The organism is Marinobacter azerbaijanicus (assembly GCF_030250645.1).
Taxonomy (GTDB): Bacteria; Pseudomonadota; Gammaproteobacteria; order Pseudomonadales; family Oleiphilaceae; genus Marinobacter; species Marinobacter azerbaijanicus.
Genome location: NZ_JASSVS010000007.1, coordinates 1 through 19,212, shown reverse-complemented (window position 1 = coordinate 19,212; position 19,212 = coordinate 1). Strand labels below are relative to the sequence as shown.

Sequence of the window (19,212 nt, the reverse complement as noted above, 5' to 3'; positions counted from 1 at the left end):
GTTATTGTCACTCCTTCATGCTAGCTCAATCTGACCGGCCACCAGCGCCTGCGAATCCGGGTTTCAATCTCCAGGATCACCAGCACCGTTACCCCGGCAAGACAGGCGAAAATCAACATCTCCAGGGACAGGGCGCTGGTTTCAAAGGTGCCCTGGAACCACGGTAGATAGGTAAACAGTAACTGCAGGAAGACAACGGCCGCCACGGCCCCAAGCACCACCGGTGTTCCCAGAACACCGCGGAATGTGATGGACGGTGTGTCCAGGTAGCGCACGGCAGCGGCGATGCTGGCAAAGTCATTGTCCAGCAAGACCACCGAGGACGCTTCCCGTGCCGCCTCAGAGCCCTTGACGCCCATGGCGATGCCCACATCCGCGCGCTTCAGAGCGGCTGTTTCGTCATCCACCGTTGACTCTGCTTCGCACATATCCAGGAGTGTGTGCTCAGCCATGTCGCATGCTCCTTTGCCTGGGGTTAAATAAAGGGTTACAGAAACGCGCCGATACTGATCACCACACTGATAAAAATAGTGAGAATCAATAACAGGGGCCAGATAAATGCCAGCCAGCGGTCGTAAGAAACACGGCCGATGGCCAAGCCGCCAACCACCACGGCAAAGGTCGGGTTGATCAGGTTGACCAGGCCGTTGGCTGACTGGAAGGCAGTGACCACCAGGTCACGCCCCACGTTGGCAAAGTCAGCCAGCGGCGCAAGGATCGGCATAGAGAGTACTGCCAGGCCGGATGAAGACGGCACGAAGAAGCTCATACCCACCTCGATCCAGAACATCAGGTTGATAAAGGCCAATTCCGGCAATCCGCCCAGGGTGGTCTCCGCGCTGTGGAGGATGGTGTCCGCAATCATGCCCTGCTCCATGATCACCACAATGCCCCGTGCCAGACCGACTACGAGGGCCACACCGAGCAGGTCGCGTGCACCGTCAACAAAACTGCTGGTCAGCTTTTTCTCACCCAGCCGGGCGATGATGCCGATCACGATTGCCGAACCAAAGAAGAGCGCCCCCATTCTGGCCATCCACCAATCCTGGGAGGAAACACCCCAGATCATCACGATGAAGGTAAGCGTGAATATGATCAGGGCAATTTTCTGGGTGCCAGTGAGCTCGAAATCTTCCAGCTCATCGTGGCCCTTGAGGAAAAGCTTGCGATGCGCATCCCTCTGTTTGGCAACCACGGAGCGGGACGGATCCGCCTTGACTCGGTGGGCATAGCGCATAACGTACGCCGCGCAAATGAGAAGGCCGCCTACAAGCAGCACGAACCGAAGCACAATGCCGTCCGTAAAGGGAATATCGGCAGCGTTGGAGGCAATGACCGTTGCAAAGGGGTTGATCGTTGACCCCAGCACACCGATACCGGCCCCCACCAGAATGATGGCAACCCCGGTGACGGCGTCATACCCCGCCGAGATAATGACCGGAATCAGAATGGCATAGAAAGCCAGGGTCTCCTCTGCCATACCGTAGGTTGTACCCCCCAGCGCAAACAGCGTCATCAGTATCGGGATCATCCATATCTCCCGCCCTTCCAGCCGGTGCATGGCGCTGCGGATGCCGGTGTCGATTGCACCGGTGGCGTTCATCACACCCAGAAAGCCGCCAAGGAACAGCACGAACAACGCCACATCAATGGCATTCGCCACATAGCTGTCAGGGTCGTAAAAGCCTGCCGTAGGTGCCAGCATCACATCAACGAAGCCCTGGGGATTGGGGTCCACGGTTTGGTAGGTGCCAGGCACCGCAACTTCCCGCCCTACCTCTTCGTTCATGGAACGCTCGTACTGACCTGCAGGGATAATCCAGGTTAGCGCTGCAACCAGAATGATCAGCAGAAAAAGAATGGTGTAAGCGGTTGGGAATCGCGTTGCGAGATCCTGCTCTTCAGTGTCTGTGGATCTGGTTTCTTCGGTCATATCAGCCTTCCTTTTGCTCGCCAGCAATTATGTTTCGGCTATGTCAATCAACAGACGGGGACTCAGAGTGCTATTGTCACTTACCCCACCCTTGCCCAAGCTCCAAGTTCATAGTCCCCCACTAAAAAACACATCTACCTGAATTCAAACTGAATTACAGACTCGAACCGAATCAGGCTTTGATCTCGATCAAATTAAAAATAATGCCCTGAAATTGATGACGCCCGCACTTGCCGGTTACTGAATTTACTGGAAACATGTTTTCAAGGAACACTCTGAGGAGAGAAAAGCATGAGCAAAGAATCTTTCTCGGAAAGCACATACCTTGAGCGTCAGAAAAAGCCCGCGGGGAAAACAGGCGTCATTCACCTCAATCTTTTTCGACAGGCGCTGAGATCTCTCCAATTCGGTTCGTTATTGCTTACATGGCCAGATGGAGAAAAGACGCGCCATGAAGGCAAGCAAGACGGTATACATGCAGAAATGACAATACTGAAGTGGGATGTCATTGATCGTCTGATCACCCACGGGGATGTAGGATTGGGAGAAGACTACATGGCAGGAAAATGGTCGACACCCGACTTGCTTGCCCTGATGCGCCTTGCCGCAGCCAATATAGTCGTTTTTGACCGCGCTTTACGCTCCAGCGTGGTATGGCATTGGTGCAAACATCGGTTGTTTTCCAATACGGTTAAGCGCAGCCGTGAGAACGTCCATGAGCACTACGACTTAGGCAACGATTTTTATCAGCTCTGGTTGGATAAGAGCATGACTTACTCCTGCGCCCTGTTTGGTGGCGACGCGAACCTCTCACTTTACGAGGCACAGCAAGCGAAATATGAGCGGATCCTTCAGCGGCTGGCACCGGGTCACGGAAGCCGCATCCTGGAAATAGGCTGTGGCTGGGGCGGTTTTATGGAAGTGGCAACTGCACACGGGTGCCATGTAACCGGGGCAACCTTGTCCAGCGAACAGGCGGATTGTGCCCGCCAACGACTCCGGTCCGCCGGACTGGAGGGAAATACCGAGGTGCGTTTACAGGACTACCGGGAACTGTCGGGGCCGTTTGATTACGTGGTATCAATCGGGATGTTTGAACACGTGGGCGAGTCCTATTGGCCCACTTACATGAAGGATGTACACGATTATCTGAGACCCGGCGGCAAAGCACTGATACAAACCATTACCATTGCCGAGGAGCGATTTGAGCGGTATCGCTCCGGCAACGACTTTTTGCGGAAGCATATTTTCCCCGGTGGCATGTTGCCTTCCAGAGAGCGTTTTGAGGTTGTTGCCGCTGATAACGACCTGGTGGTGAACGATGTGTTCGAATTCGGGCAGGATTATGCCATTACACTGGAAAAATGGCTGGCGAACGTCGACGAACAGGTATCGGCGATACGGGCATTGGGGTACAACGAAATTTTCATGCGCAAGTGGCGATTTTACCTGGCCAGTTGCGCCGGCATGTTTCGCGCCGGCGGTATTAATGTCATGCAAGTGGAATTAAGTCGAAAGCGGGGGGCATGAAGGCCAGGAAGAACCTGTGTTAACGAGCCTTCAGTTATAAGTGACGCCGTGTCGGTCGAAGATCTCATAGACTTCTCTGGCTTCCTCCGCCGGCAACATCACCCGGATGATCTGCTCATCTTTATCAATAAAGATCCGATCCTGCGGAATTTCGCTGCCTATAAGGTCGTCTCGCGTATTGCGTGCCTGATCCATGCTCTGGAACTTGCCATTAATAGCTTTACCCATAACTTTCTCCTTGTTAATTAACTTCAGCCGTAAGCATAGATCTCATATGGATTGCTGCAAATTTCCGAGACTGTAAACACTCGGGAACCAACGCCCGTCTTTAAAACACCCCGAACCCGGAGACAGTGATTCCCGTTTAATTTCGCAGTTAGGGCGATGTCAGGCTGTCGAGGCCTTCGTCGAGCCAATTGGCTGAAATCTGGACCACCCAGTCAGGGCAAGTCCGCCAATGATCATTGGCGGAGTTAACAACTGCCCCATAGTCAACCATCCAAAGGCAATGAACCCCAGCTGCGGATCGGGGAGACGAACAAACTCAACTGAAAAACGGAAAACCCCGTAAAGCAACAGGAACAATCCGGACACGGCCCCAGTTCGACGAGGCTGGCTAGTAAACCACCACAATGCGATAAACAATACGACGCCCTCCAGCCCGAATTGGTACAGCGCTGAAGGATGCCGTGGCTCTGGCCCCATGTGCGGGAACGCCCTGCCCCAGGGTACATCAGTTACCCGTCCCGGTAGCTCATGGTTTATGAAATTACCCAGACGACCCGCACCCAAACCGATCGGGCCGTTTTTCGAGGGCTCATCCGGCCTACCGGTGATCCTTCTCGTAACGCCGACGCAGTAACATTGAATTACCAATGACCGAGAGCGAGCTGACAGTCATCGCCACTACACCAATCATCGGGTGCAGCAGCCCCGCCGCAGCTATAGGAATAGCCGCAGCGTTGTATCCACTGGCCCATAGGAGATTTTCAACGATTTTTTTGAAGGTCGCACGTGACAATACCATGGCATCGACAACGCCCGACAGTTCCCCACGAACCAGGGTGACGTCTGCAGCCTCAATGGCCACATCCGCGCCAGCGCCTATGGCAATGCCTACGTTAGCCTGTTTGAGTGCCGGGGCGTCGTTAATACCATCACCCACCATGGCAACATGATTGCCGTACTTTTCCTGCAGTTCCCGAATGGCATCTACCTTGCCTTCCGGCAGCACCCCGGCGCGAACCTCGTCGATGCCCACTTCACGGGCAACGGCGTTGGCTGCACGCTCGTTGTCACCAGTAATCATCACAACATACAGTCCTTGCTCGTGCATGGCCCGAATGGCGGCCACCGATTCGTCCTTGAGCGTGTCGGCTACCGCGACAATGCCGTAGGCCTTGCCGTCACGGGCAACAATAACGGCGGTTCTGCCCTGATCCTCAAGGTCGGAAAGACTCTTGTCCAGGGCTTCCAGTCCATTAACGCCCTGCTCTTCCAGCAGGAGGCGGTTACCAATCAGCACGGTGCTCTCACCGACCCTTCCCGAAACACCTCTGGCGCCGGTGGAGCGGAAATCAACAACGTTCCCGGGTTTGATACCACGATCCCGGGCACCGTCCACAATGGCATGGGCGATGGGATGCTCAGACGCATTTTCTACCGCGGTGGCAAGCTCCAGCAGTTCGGTCTCTGAAACGCCGTCAGCGGGTACTACATCGGTAAGCTTCGGCTCACCTCTGGTAATGGTGCCCGTTTTATCGAGGACCATTACCTTGACGTCCTTGAAGGTCTGGATGGCCTCTCCGGAGCGAATCAGGATGCCCCGCTCGGCGCCGATGCCCGAACCCACCATCAGCGCAGTCGGCGTCGCCAACCCCAATGCACAGGGGCAGGCAATGACCAGCACAGCAATAGCCGCCAGGATAGCCAGCACCGGCGTGGCCGCCGTCGGGTCCACCCACGGCAGGAAAGAGGCGCCCCATTCAAGGATTGGTCGGAGTGTATCGCCTGCAAACAGCCAGACCACAAGACTGCCCAGGGCAATAACAAGCACCAGCGGCACGAAGCGACCGGTCATGCGGTCAGCAAACTCCTGGATTGGCACCCTGGAGCCCTGAGCCTCGTCGATCAGTTTCACCACCTGGGCCAGGAAGGTATCACCGCCAACACGGGTAGCCTTGACTCTCAGGCGACCTTCCTTGTTGATGGTGGCCCCAATAACCGTGTCTCCCGTGCTTTTGTAAACCGGAACCGACTCGCCGGTGGCTATGGATTCATCCAGATGACTCTCGCCATCCACCACTTCACCATCAGTGGGCACCTTGTCGCCGGGCCGGACAACCATGATGTCGCCTGGAGCCAGCTCCTTCACGGGAATTTCGACTTCCTCCCCTTCCCTTTCCACGCGGGCGGTCTTAGCGCCGAGGGTGAGCAATTTCCGGATGGCCTCCGAGGCCTTGCCCTTGGCTTTTGCTTCCAGGTACCGACCAAGCATATGGAAGGTCATGATGGTAACGGCCATTTCGATGAAAGAGGTCATCGGATAGACAAAGCCCACCAGACCAATCAGGTAGGGGGGAAGGCTGCCCATGGAAATGAGCACATCCATGTTGAAGGTGCCATTCTTCAGTGAACGCCAGGAAGCCTTGTGGGTAGCGGCACCACCATAAAGAAACACTACCGGGAAGCCGAGCACTGCAATAATAGCCAAATACCCCGGAATGGGCTGCCAGAACATATGAAACATCATCAACACCATGATCAGTGTTGTCGGTACCGCAGCGATCCAGAACCTGCGTAAGGCAAGCTTCAGATAGGCCTCTTCAACGGCCGAGTCTTCCTCCTGACTGGCATCTCCCTCAAGAGCCACGGCAGCAACATCATATCCGGCGCCCTCTATCAGCTTTTTCAGCTCATTTTCTGTCGGCCCATCCGAGCCGACCACCACGTTTACCGTGTGATTTGCAATGTTGGTTGACGTCGTCTGCACGCCGTCGTGTCGTGCAAGCGTACTCTTGATAATACCCGCACAATGATCGGACCCCATTCCGGGAACAGTCACCCTGAAAGTCGTGGCGCCAACCTCCCTGACCGAGGCCACATCGTAACCGGCACCCTCCACAGCGTGTTTTAAGGCTTCCCCGTCTGGCCCCGACGCAAGGGAGCGAACACTCACCTTATGTTTGGCAATGTTAGTCTCTATCTTGTCGATTCCATCCAGGCGGCCAATCGTTTTGTTGATAATACCGGCGCAGTGGTCTGACCCCATTCCCGGCACGATCAACTCAAACTCTCGTGGCTCCAAGCGTGCCTGTTTTTCCGGACTGTCCATCAAGATCTCCCTTCGCCGTCTTTGTCGATACGCCAGTCACTGAACGCAATAAAATAAAGTAAGAAGAGATTGACGACGGGAATCAGTATCAGAACGCCCATCCAACCCGGGTATCCCGTACGCTGGCAAATGCGCCAAGCCGGAATTACCACAACAATGGCAAGTACCAGCATCCATAGCCAGTGCCCTGCCCACATGGTATTCCCGAACATGTTATCTCCCATCATGGTATGAGCCTCCATTTTAACGATTGGTTTCAGTGGTGGTGGGCATGAGATTGCTCAGTATTGGGGGGCGCGATACCCGCTGTTTTCTTCAGGAAGATCAGCTCTGCAATCGCTATCACAATCATCGTGACCACGGCCACGCCAATCACGAAGGCATCGGTGTTGAGCTTGACCCAGACAAAACCACCCAGCGCGAGCAGATCAAGAATGATGGCTATGGCTGGCACCCAGGCATTGGCTTTTATGTCCTTGCGCAAATAGCGCAATACACCCCAATGAATGGCAACATCCATCACCAGATAAAACACGATGCCCAGCGCGGCAATTCGGGAGAGGTCAAAGAATGCTGTCAGGATCAGTCCCAGGACAACGGTGTATACCAGGGTATGCTTCTGGATGTCGCCGGGCATGCCAAAATGCCGATGAGGGACCAGCTTCATTTCGGTAAGCATTGCCAGCATTCGGGATACCGCGAAAATACTGGCCAGAATGCCACCTGCCGTCGCCATCATGGCAATGGCAACCGTAAACCAGACAGCGTATTCACCCAGTGCCGGGCGCGCAGCAGCGGCGAGGGAATAGTCTTGCGTTTCGATAATTTCAGCCAGCGACAGATTGCTGGCAACGGCAAATCCGACCAGTGTGTAAATCACCACACAGGCTGCGATGGAAATAATGATTGCCCGGCCCACATTCCGTTTAGGGTCTATGACTTCGGAGCCGCTGTTGGTAATGGTGGTGAAGCCCTTGAAGGCCAGAATGCCAAGCGCGGTTGCGCCAAGGAAGTTGCCCACAGTTCCGGCCTCTCCAGGGTTCGAGAAGTCAACCGATATGGAGTCGGCAACCCAGACCCCCACCAGCCCGAAAATCAGTATGCCGCCAATTTTCAGGATCCCGATGAAGGAGGCCACACCCTGAATCATCCGGTTACCCAGCAGATTTATGAGAAACGCTGCCAGGATCAGTGACACCCCGAGAATGGGCACCATTCGCCCGCTTTCGTCGCCACCGAAGAGCTGCATGGTGTAGGAGCCGAACGTGCGGGCCAGAAAACTCTGGGCGATCACCATGGAAAAGTACATCAGCAAGGCGTTAAATGCGGTCGGCAGCCGGTTTCCGTAGGCCTTGTGTAAGTACATGCCGATACCGCCCGCAGACGGGTACGCATCGGAAATTTTGATGTAGGAATAAGCACTGAAGCTGACGATCACGGCGGCCGCCAGAAACGCCAGGGGGAACAGAACGCCCGTCATCTGTGCCATCTGTCCGGTCAACGCAAAAATACCAGCGCCTATCATGACGCCGGTACCCAGCATGACGGTTCCTGGCAGGGTGAGACTGCCTTCCTGATAGCGAGTGGTTCTGTCTTGCTCCCTGCTCATTCAACCTCCGGTTATTGTCGTTTCTATTTACGCTTCATAGGTGGGATTTTGGAACAGCAAAACGAATCATGTTTTGCGTTGGCCCGAACATTGTCGTCTGTAAACCGATACCACGCCAGTTTCCGCTGGGTCCACCACCCGGCCTGCAACCCGCCTCCGTGGGTCTTGATCAGCTCCAGTAACTCGTCAAGAGACCAATGGGTTCCATCGTAGACGACATGCAGCTGGTTGTTCGGTTTGCGCTCGGCAAAATCAACACAGGGATGATGGTTGAGTTCATGGATGAAATCGCCCCACTGACTCTCGCCAAATCACTCACCATTTTGGCACGTAGATGCCGGTGAGGTGAGGAGGAGTCCATCCCATTGATTCAGGTTGCTGATGAAAATGAATAATCACGGTAATCCTGATGCCTATGCGCCGTATCCTGTTGGCCGTGTAGCGACAAACGTCAGGCACTCACCCAACCGATCTCATTGTACCCGGCGTCGAAAGACCCAAAGGGAGAGAATAAACAGCGTCACACCGATTACCAGCAAGGCGAGAGCCTCATCCCAGAGAACCGCCAGGCCGGCGCCTTTGAGGAAAATACCGACGATGATATCCATGTAATAACGCAGTGGACTCAGCAAGGAGAGTCCTTGCAGAAAAGGTGGCATGGCTTCTACCGGCGTCAAACTGCCCGACAGGAACATCAGCGGGAAAAGTCCGAAAAAGGAGAGCAGTAGCGCCTGCTGAAGAGTCCGGCTGTAGGCGGCAATCAGAACACCCAACGAAATCGCACTGAGCAAAAAGATGGCCGTCAGCACCAGAAATAAAAGCAGGCTGCCTTGAAGGGGCACACCGAAAGCTCTGACAATTACCAGGCTCGGGAAGATAGAGAGTACACCCATGATCAGTGTCGGTGTGACCTTGGCCAGGAACAGTTCCAGGGTGGAGATGGGCGTCACCAGCAGCTGCTCGATGGTGCCGCGCTCCTTTTCCCGGACAATAGAGGCTGCAGGGTGAATAACGCCCACCATCATGCCCGCCAGGGCAATCATCGATAACACGATAAAACCCGATGTTGTCAGGTCTGGGTTATACCAGATACGGATCAGGGGTACTGCGCCTCCCTTCTTCCCGGCCGGAAGGAGCGCTTCGCGTTCCTGGCGCTGGACGATCTGCAGAGCATCATTGACGGCATTGGCGGCAATGTTGGAATTAGTACCGTCCTGGAGCCACTGGAGCTGAGCACTCTTGCCAGCGAGAAGAGCACCTTCGAACCCGGCGGGAATGACCAACACCGCGGTGGCATCGCCTTTCTCCAGGCGATCGGTGGCGGTTGCCACATGGATTTCCTGAAATTTCAGGTCGAAGGTTTCGCTCACCGCAAATTTCTGAATCAACGAGCGACTCAAGGCGCTGCGATCCTCGTCCACCACCGCCAGGGGCAGGTGGCTCACATCAAAACTGAGCGCAACGGCACAAATGACGACTTCAATGGTGTAAAGCCAAAGTATCAGGGTCAGTATCAACCGGTCACGAAAGAACTGCACGAGCTCCTTGCGCAACAAACCAAATAAGGCAATTCCCATCAGGCCACCTTCTGCTTCATTCGCCAGGCGGCGAAAACAAATACCATGGCCGTATAGACGATCAACATCATCAGATTCGGCAGAACGGCTTCAAGGCCGGCTGATTTCAACACTATGCCGCGGGAAATTTCCATAAAATAACCGGCAGGGAAAAGCCAGCTATACAGTTGCAGGGCAAGAGGCATAGTGAACAAGGGGAACAGAAAACCGGAAAACAAAAACGACGGCATCAAGGTGACAATCAGCGTTATCAACATGGCTGCCAACTGGGTACGTACCAGCGATGAGACCAGCAGGCCGATACCCACCGTGGTCAGCACATAAACGAAAGCGGACATCAGCAATAGTGTCGGACTGCCGGCAATAGGGACCTGAAACCAGGCAAACCCTACTACCATGACCATAAGAATCTCCAGGAAAGCCACCAGACCGTAGGGCACCAGCTTGCCGACAACAAACTCGGTTGAGGTGACCGGCGATGCATAGATCTGCTCAATCGTACCGGTCTCTTTCTCACGCACGATCGCCAGAGCGGTCAGCAGGGGTGGGAACGCCATCAGTATCACAGCGAACAATCCGGGAATGACGAAATTGACGCTGCGCAGGGAGGGATTGAACCAGACCCTGGCCTGGACCCGAATGGCGCTCTGACGCGGGGCGGGGAAATTTGTGATTACCGCCTCGGCATAGGCCGATGCCAATCGACCCAAAACAGGATAGCCACCGTCCACGATCACCTGGACAGGCGCCTCGTCGCCCCTGAGCAGTTGCCGGGCAAAGCCGGCTGGAATCACCACGCCCATGCTGATGGTCGAGCTTTGCAATGCCGACTCCAGGTCGTGGAGATCGGTCGTTTTCTGCTCTAATTGAAAATACCGCGAGCTGTCGAAACGGGCTGACAGTTCGCGGCTTGCCGGCGTGTTGTCCAGATCGTAAATGCCCACGGCAACCTGCTCCACATCCAGATTGACCGCATAGCCGAACAGAAAAAGCATGATCAGCGGCATGATCACGGCCAGCGCAACGGTAACCGGGTCACGAATCAGCTCGCGACTTTCCTTGACGATGAGGGCTCCAAGCCGATGAGCCTTCATGGTCCCAGCGCCCGGGAGTTGGCCGTTCCCGCCTGTTCTATGGCCGCCGTGAAGAGCGTCTCCACCGTGGCGTCGGCGTCGAGGCCGAGCGAATGATTCAGCGATGATCTGCTACCGTGCGCGAGCAGCCGCCCGTCCAGCATTAACGCCAGACGGTCACAGTAGGCCGCTTCCTCCAGGTAATGGGTAGTGACCAGCACGGTCATACCACTGGCGGCCAGCTCACGGATAACCCGCCAGAAACGGTACCGGGCGATGGGATCGACACCCGAGGTGGGCTCATCAAGGAACAGCACCCGGGGCCGGTGAAGCAGGCTGCAGGCCAGCGCCAGACGCTGGCGCAAGGCACTTGAAAGATCACCGGTGAGCTTGTCGGGAATATCTGTCAGCCCCGTCACTTCCCTGGCCCAGTCGATCGCAGCCCGCGCCGCGCCTCCGGCCAGGCCGTAGGCATTGGCAAAGAAGCGGAGATTTTCCCAGGGGGTCAGTTCCAGGTAGAGCGAAAATCGTTGTGACATATAACCAATTTGCCGGCGCAATGCGGTGCTACCCCCACCAGAGCTCACCCCGGCCACTCGGGCGCTGCCCTCATCGATGGCAACAAGCCCGCACAAGGCCCTGATCAGGGTCGTCTTGCCCGCCCCGTTGGGCCCCAGCAACGCAAGCAGTTCGCCCGATGGCGCCTCGAAACTCACCCGGTCAACGGCCTTGAAATGGCCGAAGCGGACGCTCAGACCGGTGACCACCAGCCCTTCCTCTTTTCCCCTGTCTTGCCGGGTCAATTCCGGAAACTGCTGCTCGCCGGTCACCTTCTCCGTCCGCAGAACAAACAGGTCCTCGAGCCGGGGCTCGGCCGCCGCCAGGTGGGCTCCCTCAGGCAATAAGTCGGCAAGCTGGTTTTCAGCGATGTCCGCGTTCATCACCAGTCGCAGGTGATCCGGCAACCACTGTACGGAATGGACGCTTTCAATTTGAGCCAGGATGCCGGACAACTCCCGCAAGCCCCGCCCGGTATCTCCAGTATTTACGGTGAACACCCTTCCCGCGGCGGGCCTCAGCAGCTCTTTCAGCGAGCCATCCGCGAGAACGCGGCCCTGTTCCAGCAGCAGTATTCTGTCACAGAGTTCCGCCTCATCCATGTAGGAGGTGGCCACAACCATGGTCAGGCCCTGCGCCCGGAAGCGGTCGAGCATGGCCCAGAGATGGCGCCGGGACAGAGGGTCGACGCCGAGTCCGGGTTCGTCAAGGATCAGCAGCTCCGGTTCATGGACCAGATTGGTACATAGCGACAACTTTTTCCGCATGCCACCGGACAGCTTGGCGGCGGGCCTGTCGGTAAAGCGGCCAAGCCCCGACATGGATAGCAACCTTTCTGAACGCTCGCGATAGAGTTCGTCGGGCACATCCCGGATGCGAGCGGCAAAGCTCAGGTTTTCCTTGACGCTGAGTCGATCGTAAAGCGTAAATCCCTGAGACATATAGCCAATCCGGGCAGCAATCTGCTTGGCCCCTTGACGGGTATCGAAACCCAGGACCCGGCATTCCCCCACAGTGGGGTCCAGGATGCCGGCCAACATCTGTAACAGCGTCGTCTTGCCAGCGCCATCAGCACCGACAATGCCCACTCGTTGGCCGCGATCAACGGAAACATCCAGTGGCTCGATGACAACATTGTCTCCGAATTGGCGGCCAAGGCCCTTGGCGACGATGGGTTCCGGGGAAGACATGACGGCTCAGCGCGCCGGAACCGAGAGGGTCGCGGGCCACTCGGCGTCCGGATCCCAGCGAATCCAGGCATCCGCCGGCATACCGGGTTTCAGAGCGTCGGCCGGATTATCCAGCACCAAGGTAACCCCATAGACCATCCGAACTCTCTCGTCGGGCATGTGGACATCACGGGGGGTGAACTGGGCGAAATCGTCAATCCTGCCGACTTTGGCGGAAAAGTCCCCGGACAAACCGTCCACGCGGATTCTGGCCGGGTCCCCGAGACTGATCCGGGTGATGATGCCGCCGGGGACATAGACCTTGAGTTCGAGCTGCTGCAGGTCCACCATCGTGGCCAGCGGCTGGCCGGCATCGACAACCTCTCCCGTCTCCACTGCCCGGATCAGTATGGTTCCCGAGAGCGGCGCGGCAACCTCCGCTTTTTCCAGTTGCGATTCAGCCAGCGCCACCTGCGCCGCCCTTGCAGCCACCTGTTCTTCGGCGGCATCCTTCTGCCGCTGGAGAGACTCAAGTCGGCCCCGGGCCTCACTGACGGCATTTTCCGCCTGGTCCAGGTCAATCGAGCTGGCCAGGTTGCGGGACCGCAAGTCACGGATCCGCTGCCGTTGTTTCTCAGCAGTCTTGAGATGATGACGCCAGGTGGTGATTTGGCTGTCGAAGCCGTCACGGACTTCCCGCGCGGCGGCCAGCTCAGCCTGTGCCGAGCGCAGGCGGTCTCTGGCATCGGCGGGGTCGATCACGGCGACCGTGTCGCCGACCGAAACCCTGCTGCCTTCCGTGAGATGGTGCTCGATGACCCGACCGGCCACTTCGGCCGCAATTCGCACTTCCCGCCCCTCGATATGGCCATTGCCATAGACGATTCCCTGGGGTAAGGGCTCTTCCCCGAACAGAACAAAAACCCCATAAGAGCCGCCGGCGAGCACCAACACCGCTATCAGAGACCAGAGCCAGGATTGGGATTTCACCAAACACTCCTTATGACATTATTGTTCGGGTTGGCACCAGCGCCTGAGTCAATGCCCCACACTCCAGCCACTCCGGCCGAAGAACTCATCCACTCTAGCACTAAACCACCAGAGGGATTAAAATTGTTGCGAGACCTCTCATTCAGGCCGATATGGCGCGACAACGATCGTGCAAACACACCGACGTCGTTGACCGGAGTATCAATGCCGATCAGGAAGGCTTTTAGTTGCTTGGCTGAACCCATAATCCCTCGCTGCGTAAAACTGACAACTGTTTGCCGGATCAACAACTCTCAGAGATCGTCCATCCGACCAATCTGACGTGCCATGAAGACGTCCTCAGCCGGCCGGTGTCCCCCATTGCCATTGCGTTACTTCCGGCATATCCACGCCGTGCTCGGTGATGTAATGCTGGTGTTCAATGAGCCGGTCCCGCAGCCACTGTTTGAGATAGGCAGCCCGAGCCCCCAATTGCGGAACCCGGTCGATAACGTCCGCCGCCAGATGGAAGCGGTCCATGTCGTTGAGTACCACCATGTCAAAGGGTGTGGTGGTGGTGCCCTCCTCCTTATAGCCACGCACATGGAGATTCTTATGGTTGGTGCGCCGGTAGGTCAGGCGGTGGATCAGCCAGGGATACCCGTGGTAGGCAAAGATGATCGGTTTGTCGGTGGTGAACAGGGTGTCGAAGTCCTTGTGCGACAGCCCGTGCGGGTGTTCCGCCTGGTCCTGCAGGGTCATGAGATCCACCACATTGATCACTCTCACTCTGAGCTTGGGTAGGTGGTGGCGGAGGATATCCACCGCCGCCAGAATCTCCAGGGTGGGCACGTCGCCGGCACAGGCCATGACCACATCCGGCTCGCTGCCCTCATCGTTGCTGGCCCACTCCCAGATGCCAATACCCGCGGTACAGTGCTTGATGGCCGCGTCCATGCCGAGCCACTGTGGCTCGGGCTGCTTGCCGGCCACGATCACATTCACGAAGTTGCGCGAACGCAGGCAGTTGTCGGTTACACACAGCAGGGTGTTGGCATCAGGCGGCAGGTAGACGCGAATAACGTCGGCTTTCTTGTTCACCACATGGTCAATAAAGCCGGGATCCTGGTGTGAGAAGCCGTTGTGGTCCTGCCGCCAGACATGGGACGTCAGTAGGTAGTTGAGTGAGGCGATGGGGCGACGCCAGGGGACCTCGCTGCCGGCAACCTTGAGCCATTTGGCATGCTGGTTGAACATGGAATCGATGATGTGAATAAAGGCCTCGTAGCAGGAAAACAGCCCGTGCCTGCCGGTCAGCAGATACCCTTCCAGCCAGCCCTGGCAGGTGTGCTCGGAGAGGATCTCCATGACCCGGCCGTCGGGCGCCAGGTGGTCGTCTCCCGGCAGGGTCTCGGCCATCCAGGCGCGGTTGGTCACCTCGAACAGGGCGCCAAGGCGGTTGGAGTTGGTCTCATCCGGCCCCATCACGCGGAAGTTCCGCGTCTCTTTATTCAGCTGCATGACGTCGCGCAGGTAAGTGCCCATTACCCGGGTCGATTCCGCCTGTTCCGTGCCTGGGCTGGTGACTGCAACGGCAAATTCGCGAAAGTCGGGCAGTTGCAGATCCCTGAGCAGCAGCCCGCCGTTGGCGTGCGGGTTGGCGCCCATGCGCCGTTCACCTTTCGGCGCCAGGGCTGCCAGCTCCGGTTTCAGGGCCCCGTTCGGGTCGAACAGTTCTTCAGGGCGGTAGCTTTTCATCCAGTCTTCAAGCAGTTTCAGGTGCTCCGGCTTGCCTGCCATCGCTGAGAAAGGTACCTGGTGCGAGCGCCAGGTCCCCTCACTCTTCAGGCCATCCACTTCTTTCGGGCCGGTCCAGCCCTTTGGGGTGCGCAGGATAATCATTGGCCATCGCGGGCGCCCGACGGTGCCCCTGGTGCGGGCTTCGTGCTGGATTGCGCGGATCTCGGCCATGACCGTATCCAGGGTCGCCGCCATACGCTGGTGCACCCGCGAGGGCTCATCGCCCTCGACGAAATAGGGCCGGTAGCCGTAGCCGATGAACAGACTCTCCAGCTCCTCACGGGGAATACGCGCCAGCACGGTAGGGTTGGCGATCTTGTAGCCGTTCAGGTGCAGAATCGGCAGTACCGCGCCGTCCTGGGCAGGATTGAGAAACTTGTTGGAGTGCCAGGCGGTGGCCAGCGGGCCGGTTTCGGCCTCGCCGTCACCGACCACACACGCCGCGATGAGCTCCGGATTGTCGAATACCGCGCCGAAGGCATGGGACAGGGAGTAACCGAGCTCGCCCCCTTCGTGGATGGAGCCCGGGGTTTCCGGCGCCACGTGGCTTGGTATGCCACCGGGAAACGAGAACTGCCTGAACAACCGCTGCATGCCCGCTACGTTCTGCGGAATGTTCGGATAAAGCTCGCTGTAGCTGCCTTCCAGCCAGGTATTGGCAACCAGGCCCGGCCCTCCATGTCCGGGGCCGGTGATGTATAGGATGTTCAGATCCTGCGCCCGGATCAGCCGGTTCAGGTGTACGTAGATGAAGTTCAGCCCCGGGGTGGTTCCCCAGTGCCCCAGCAGTCGCGCCTTGACGTGCTCCAGAGTCAGCGGTTCGGTGAGCAGCGGGTTGCCGCGCAGGTAAATCTGCCCCACCGACAGGTAGTTGGCGGCCCGCCAGTAGGCGTCCATTCTGTGGAGTTCGTCCGGCGCCAACGGGGCCGGTTCGACACTGCTTTTTTCCGCTTGCACCGACTGTTTCAAGATCAGATCCTCCACAAAAATCCAGCCTGGTTGTGCTCCAGATCAGGGCCGCACCCGGATAGCATAGGAGCACGCCAGCAAAGCAAAGCACAGCCACCTGAATTCAAGCTGAATTCAAGCTGAATTATTGGAGCGGATCGGACCGCACGTTGATTTCAATCAAACCCGCAATCACCCAACAAAAAATAACAATGCCGTCGCTTGACGTACGACTTGTTCAAAGGGTTCATAATGACCAACATGATCAAGGTCGATGCTCTGCTTGCCGTCCTTCCTGGGTTCAAAAAGCATTTAAACCAGGGTATAGGTCAACGAATCCTCCGAGTCATTAGTCCCTTTGGCTTCTAATGGCAAGGCAGCCCCGTACGGGGACCGGTCGCAAGAACGATTGCCAGGTGATTGCCTTCCGTGCCAACAACGGGCAGCAAAGCGTATTCCGCGAACATAAAGATTACTGAGGCCGGAAAGTCTGACTGACCGGAAAATAACAGGGGGCTCCATAATGCATTCAAGTCGCTTGCTGTGCAGGGGTTGGGTTCTCGCTATGATGATCTGGTCCGTCAGCTTTTTTTTGCACTTTTTCTGGGAAATGATCCAGGTGCCTTTATTTATAGGGATGGCTGAGGCGTCTCATGGAGACGTAGTTTGGCTATGCACCCGGGCTACCGTGGGCGATGCTAATATTGCGCTTTTGGCTTATGGCGCTGCTGCTTTAGTAACGAAAGATGGCTTCTGGATACAGGGCCCCTGGCGGGGCCGTACTTTGGGGACCTTTCTGGCAGCCGGCTTACTGATAACCGTGCTTTTCGAGGCTTGGGCTACCGGCACAGGTGACCGCTGGCAATACAGTGAATCAATGCCGGTGCTACCAATCACTGGAACCGGAGCGGCTCCGTTATTGCAGTGGTCGCTGATTCCACCCTTATCACTTTACGCCCTGCGCTGGATGTACAGTGGGTGGATTGAGCAGCGCGAGCAGGATCAGCGGCGGCTAGAGCAGCAAGTCGTGGCGTTACGCCAACGAAAGGCTGCCTTTGAAAAGCAGCAGCGCGTGAACGACCAGTTGAAAGCGAAGGTGCAGCAGCTTGAAACCGAGCTGAGCGTGAAGAATGAGCTGTTGGATCGCTTGAGCGCTGGCAACAATTCCGACGAGGTGAACAGAGTTTCTTGAAATTCCTCGAGACTATGTTTTAAAGCCTACTGCAAGGCTATTGTCGCTCAAGTCTCAGGTGTTTTTCATTGGGTGAGCCCGAGTGGTTTGGATGACGGGTTTAGGGCGACGTGTTGTCCGGTCTTTTGTTGTCCATCATGCTTAGCTGTAAAAATAAAAGTCGTTCTTTTTCCTCTGTTTCACGGCATACATGGCCATGTCTGCCCGCTCTACCAGTGTTTCCGCCCCCGCCCCGTCTACAGGGTACATTGCAATCCCGATGCTGGTTCCGATAGAGACACGAAGGTCGGTGCCCTCAAACGGAAAAGGGGTTTCGAGCGAGTTCAGAAGTTTGCGTGCGACCGTTGCGGCATCCTTTTTTTCGTCAAGCGAGGGCAACAGGACGGTAAATTCATCGCCACCATAGCGGGCAAGGGTATCCCCCTCTCGCAGAGAATGTGTCAGACCGGCGGCGACTTTTTGCAACAGCTCATCGCCAACCCCATGCCCGTAGGTATCGTTTACCGCTTTGAAATCGTTCAGGTCGATAAAAAGCACGGCAAGCTTCTGCCCATTTCGGCTCGCCTGACTGACAGCCAAGGTAAGTCGGTCCATAAACAGGCGCCTATTCGGCAGCCCGGTCAGTGTGTCGTGAGAAGCATGAAACTCCATCAATGCCAGTGTCCGTTTGTGCTCCGTGATGTCCCGCACAATGCCCAAAAAAGGAGGTCTCGCTGGAGGGGGCTTTGCATAAGTTAGCGTGGTGTTCGCCTCACGCGGAGAGACAACTTTAATGTCACAATCCAGGTAACCGATCCCTCCATGGTAAGTTTTAAGCTTGATCTCTTGGGTTACTGGCTCTCCCACCTCGTTCTTACCAAATAACAGTGGAAGCTTAGCGATGTCACCCTCATGAACGAGCTGAGAAAACGGTTGGCCAATCAGCTCCTCCGTCGGTAATCCCAAGAGACTCTCGGAGTGATGATTGAGATAGTTGATGCACTTGCGGTCATCCAGTGAAAAAACCAGATCCGGAAGATGATCAAGTGTGTGCTTAAAAAACTCGACCGTTAGCGAGTTAGACCAACCCGTAGTCGCCTGAGAGCGGGCCTGCCTTCGTTCCAAAACCTTGCCGCCGACAGCCCGAATTAATTCATCTACATCGTAGGGCTTTCTTAGATAATCGCAGGCACCCAGCTTGAATGCTTGCCTGACGATGCGATAATCGGAACGCCCGCTGATAATGATGACCGGAGCGTCAACACCCGTTTCTTTCAACCAGGCCATGATCTCTAAACCGCTCTTCCCAGGCATGCGGATATCCAACAAAACCAGATCATAGGCATTCTCTCGTAATCGCTGGCAGACGGCGTCGCCATCCTCGGCCCCGTCGACCTCGAACCCCTTGTCACGCAATATCGAGCATAAACTGTTAAGCAACCGCGGCTCATCGTCACCAATGAGCGTAAGCGTCCGCCCATCACACCTTGTCAGGTATAGCCGGCTTCCAGTTGTGGGGCAATAGCTCATCGATGGCGTTG

At 56.5% G+C, this 19,212-nt stretch carries 14 protein-coding genes and 3 pseudogenes; 2 read left to right on the top strand and 15 right to left on the bottom strand.

The genetic code is table 11. The features are described from left to right. Positions 1-20 precede the first annotated feature (20 nt). Together QPM17_RS14260 and QPM17_RS14255 are read right to left on the bottom strand one after the other, a co-directional pair. A pseudogene (locus QPM17_RS14260) lies at positions 21-401 on the bottom strand (cation transporting ATPase C-terminal domain-containing protein); the annotation flags it as partial. A gap of 86 nt (positions 402-487) precedes the next feature. Beyond that, positions 488-1,933 (bottom strand): YfcC family protein, encoded by a 1,446-nt coding sequence (locus tag QPM17_RS14255; RefSeq protein WP_285391484.1) that lies wholly within the window; start codon positions 1,931-1,933, stop codon positions 488-490. Positions 1,934-2,416: 483 nt separating this feature from the next. Here QPM17_RS14255 and QPM17_RS14250 point away from each other — a divergent pair, with 483 nt between their 5' ends. Then, positions 2,417-3,463 (top strand): SAM-dependent methyltransferase, encoded by a 1,047-nt coding sequence (locus QPM17_RS14250; protein ID WP_285391483.1) that lies wholly within the window; start codon positions 2,417-2,419, stop codon positions 3,461-3,463. A 30-nt stretch (positions 3,464-3,493) separates the two neighbouring features. Here the strand turns inward: QPM17_RS14250 and QPM17_RS14245 are convergent, their stop codons facing one another. From QPM17_RS14245 to QPM17_RS14195, 12 genes and pseudogenes are all read right to left on the bottom strand, one after another. Next, positions 3,494-3,691: a hypothetical protein gene (locus QPM17_RS14245; protein ID WP_285391482.1), complete on the bottom strand. Its 198-nt coding sequence runs from the start codon at positions 3,689-3,691 to the stop codon at positions 3,494-3,496. A gap of 159 nt (positions 3,692-3,850) precedes the next feature. Beyond that, positions 3,851-4,264 (bottom strand): annotated as a pseudogene (locus QPM17_RS14240) (prolipoprotein diacylglyceryl transferase); the annotation flags it as partial. Between the two features lie 25 nt (positions 4,265-4,289). Then, a complete protein-coding gene (locus QPM17_RS14235; protein WP_285391481.1) occupies positions 4,290-6,797 on the bottom strand; it encodes a heavy metal translocating P-type ATPase in 2,508 nt (835 codons plus the stop codon). Then, the gene (locus tag QPM17_RS14230) at positions 6,797-7,024 is read right to left on the bottom strand and encodes a DUF805 domain-containing protein (protein WP_285391480.1); all 228 of its coding nucleotides are present in this window, start codon (positions 7,022-7,024) and stop codon (positions 6,797-6,799) included. Before QPM17_RS14230 ends, QPM17_RS14235 begins: the two co-directional genes overlap by 1 nt. A 29-nt stretch (positions 7,025-7,053) precedes the next feature. Beyond that, entirely contained in the window at positions 7,054-8,406 is a 1,353-nt protein-coding gene (locus QPM17_RS14225; protein ID WP_285391479.1) for an APC family permease, read from the bottom strand. Between the two features lie 23 nt (positions 8,407-8,429). Continuing rightward, a pseudogene (locus QPM17_RS23795) lies at positions 8,430-8,714 on the bottom strand (hypothetical protein); the annotation flags it as partial. A 165-nt stretch (positions 8,715-8,879) separates the two neighbouring features. Continuing rightward, positions 8,880-9,983 carry an ABC transporter permease gene (locus QPM17_RS14220; protein WP_285391478.1) on the bottom strand — a complete coding sequence of 368 codons (1,104 nt, stop codon included), beginning with the start codon at positions 9,981-9,983 and terminating at the stop codon, positions 8,880-8,882. Beyond that, positions 9,983-11,077 carry an ABC transporter permease gene (locus tag QPM17_RS14215; RefSeq protein WP_285391477.1) on the bottom strand — a complete coding sequence of 365 codons (1,095 nt, stop codon included), beginning with the start codon at positions 11,075-11,077 and terminating at the stop codon, positions 9,983-9,985. Before QPM17_RS14215 ends, QPM17_RS14220 begins: the two co-directional genes overlap by 1 nt. Beyond that, the gene (locus QPM17_RS14210) at positions 11,074-12,804 is read right to left on the bottom strand and encodes an ATP-binding cassette domain-containing protein (protein ID WP_285391476.1); all 1,731 of its coding nucleotides are present in this window, start codon (positions 12,802-12,804) and stop codon (positions 11,074-11,076) included. The genes QPM17_RS14215 and QPM17_RS14210 overlap by 4 nt, the downstream gene beginning before the upstream one ends. A 6-nt stretch (positions 12,805-12,810) precedes the next feature. After that, a complete protein-coding gene (locus tag QPM17_RS14205; protein WP_285391475.1) occupies positions 12,811-13,773 on the bottom strand; it encodes an HlyD family secretion protein in 963 nt (320 codons plus the stop codon). Then, entirely contained in the window at positions 13,770-14,018 is a 249-nt protein-coding gene (locus tag QPM17_RS14200) for a hypothetical protein (RefSeq protein WP_285391474.1), read from the bottom strand. The genes QPM17_RS14205 and QPM17_RS14200 overlap by 4 nt, the downstream gene beginning before the upstream one ends. Positions 14,019-14,112: 94 nt before the next feature. Next, positions 14,113-16,521 carry a phosphoketolase family protein gene (locus tag QPM17_RS14195; protein WP_285391472.1) on the bottom strand — a complete coding sequence of 803 codons (2,409 nt, stop codon included), beginning with the start codon at positions 16,519-16,521 and terminating at the stop codon, positions 14,113-14,115. A 544-nt stretch (positions 16,522-17,065) separates the two neighbouring features. On the opposite strand from QPM17_RS14195, the gene QPM17_RS14190 reads away from it, so the two are divergent. Continuing rightward, positions 17,066-17,692, top strand: coding sequence for a hypothetical protein (locus QPM17_RS14190; RefSeq protein WP_285391471.1), 627 nt, complete (start codon positions 17,066-17,068; stop codon positions 17,690-17,692). 141 nt (positions 17,693-17,833) lie between these two features. Here the strand turns inward: QPM17_RS14190 and QPM17_RS14185 are convergent. After that, a partial coding sequence (locus tag QPM17_RS14185; protein ID WP_285391470.1) for a diguanylate cyclase domain-containing protein occupies positions 17,834-19,212 on the bottom strand: 1,379 nt, incomplete at its 5' end.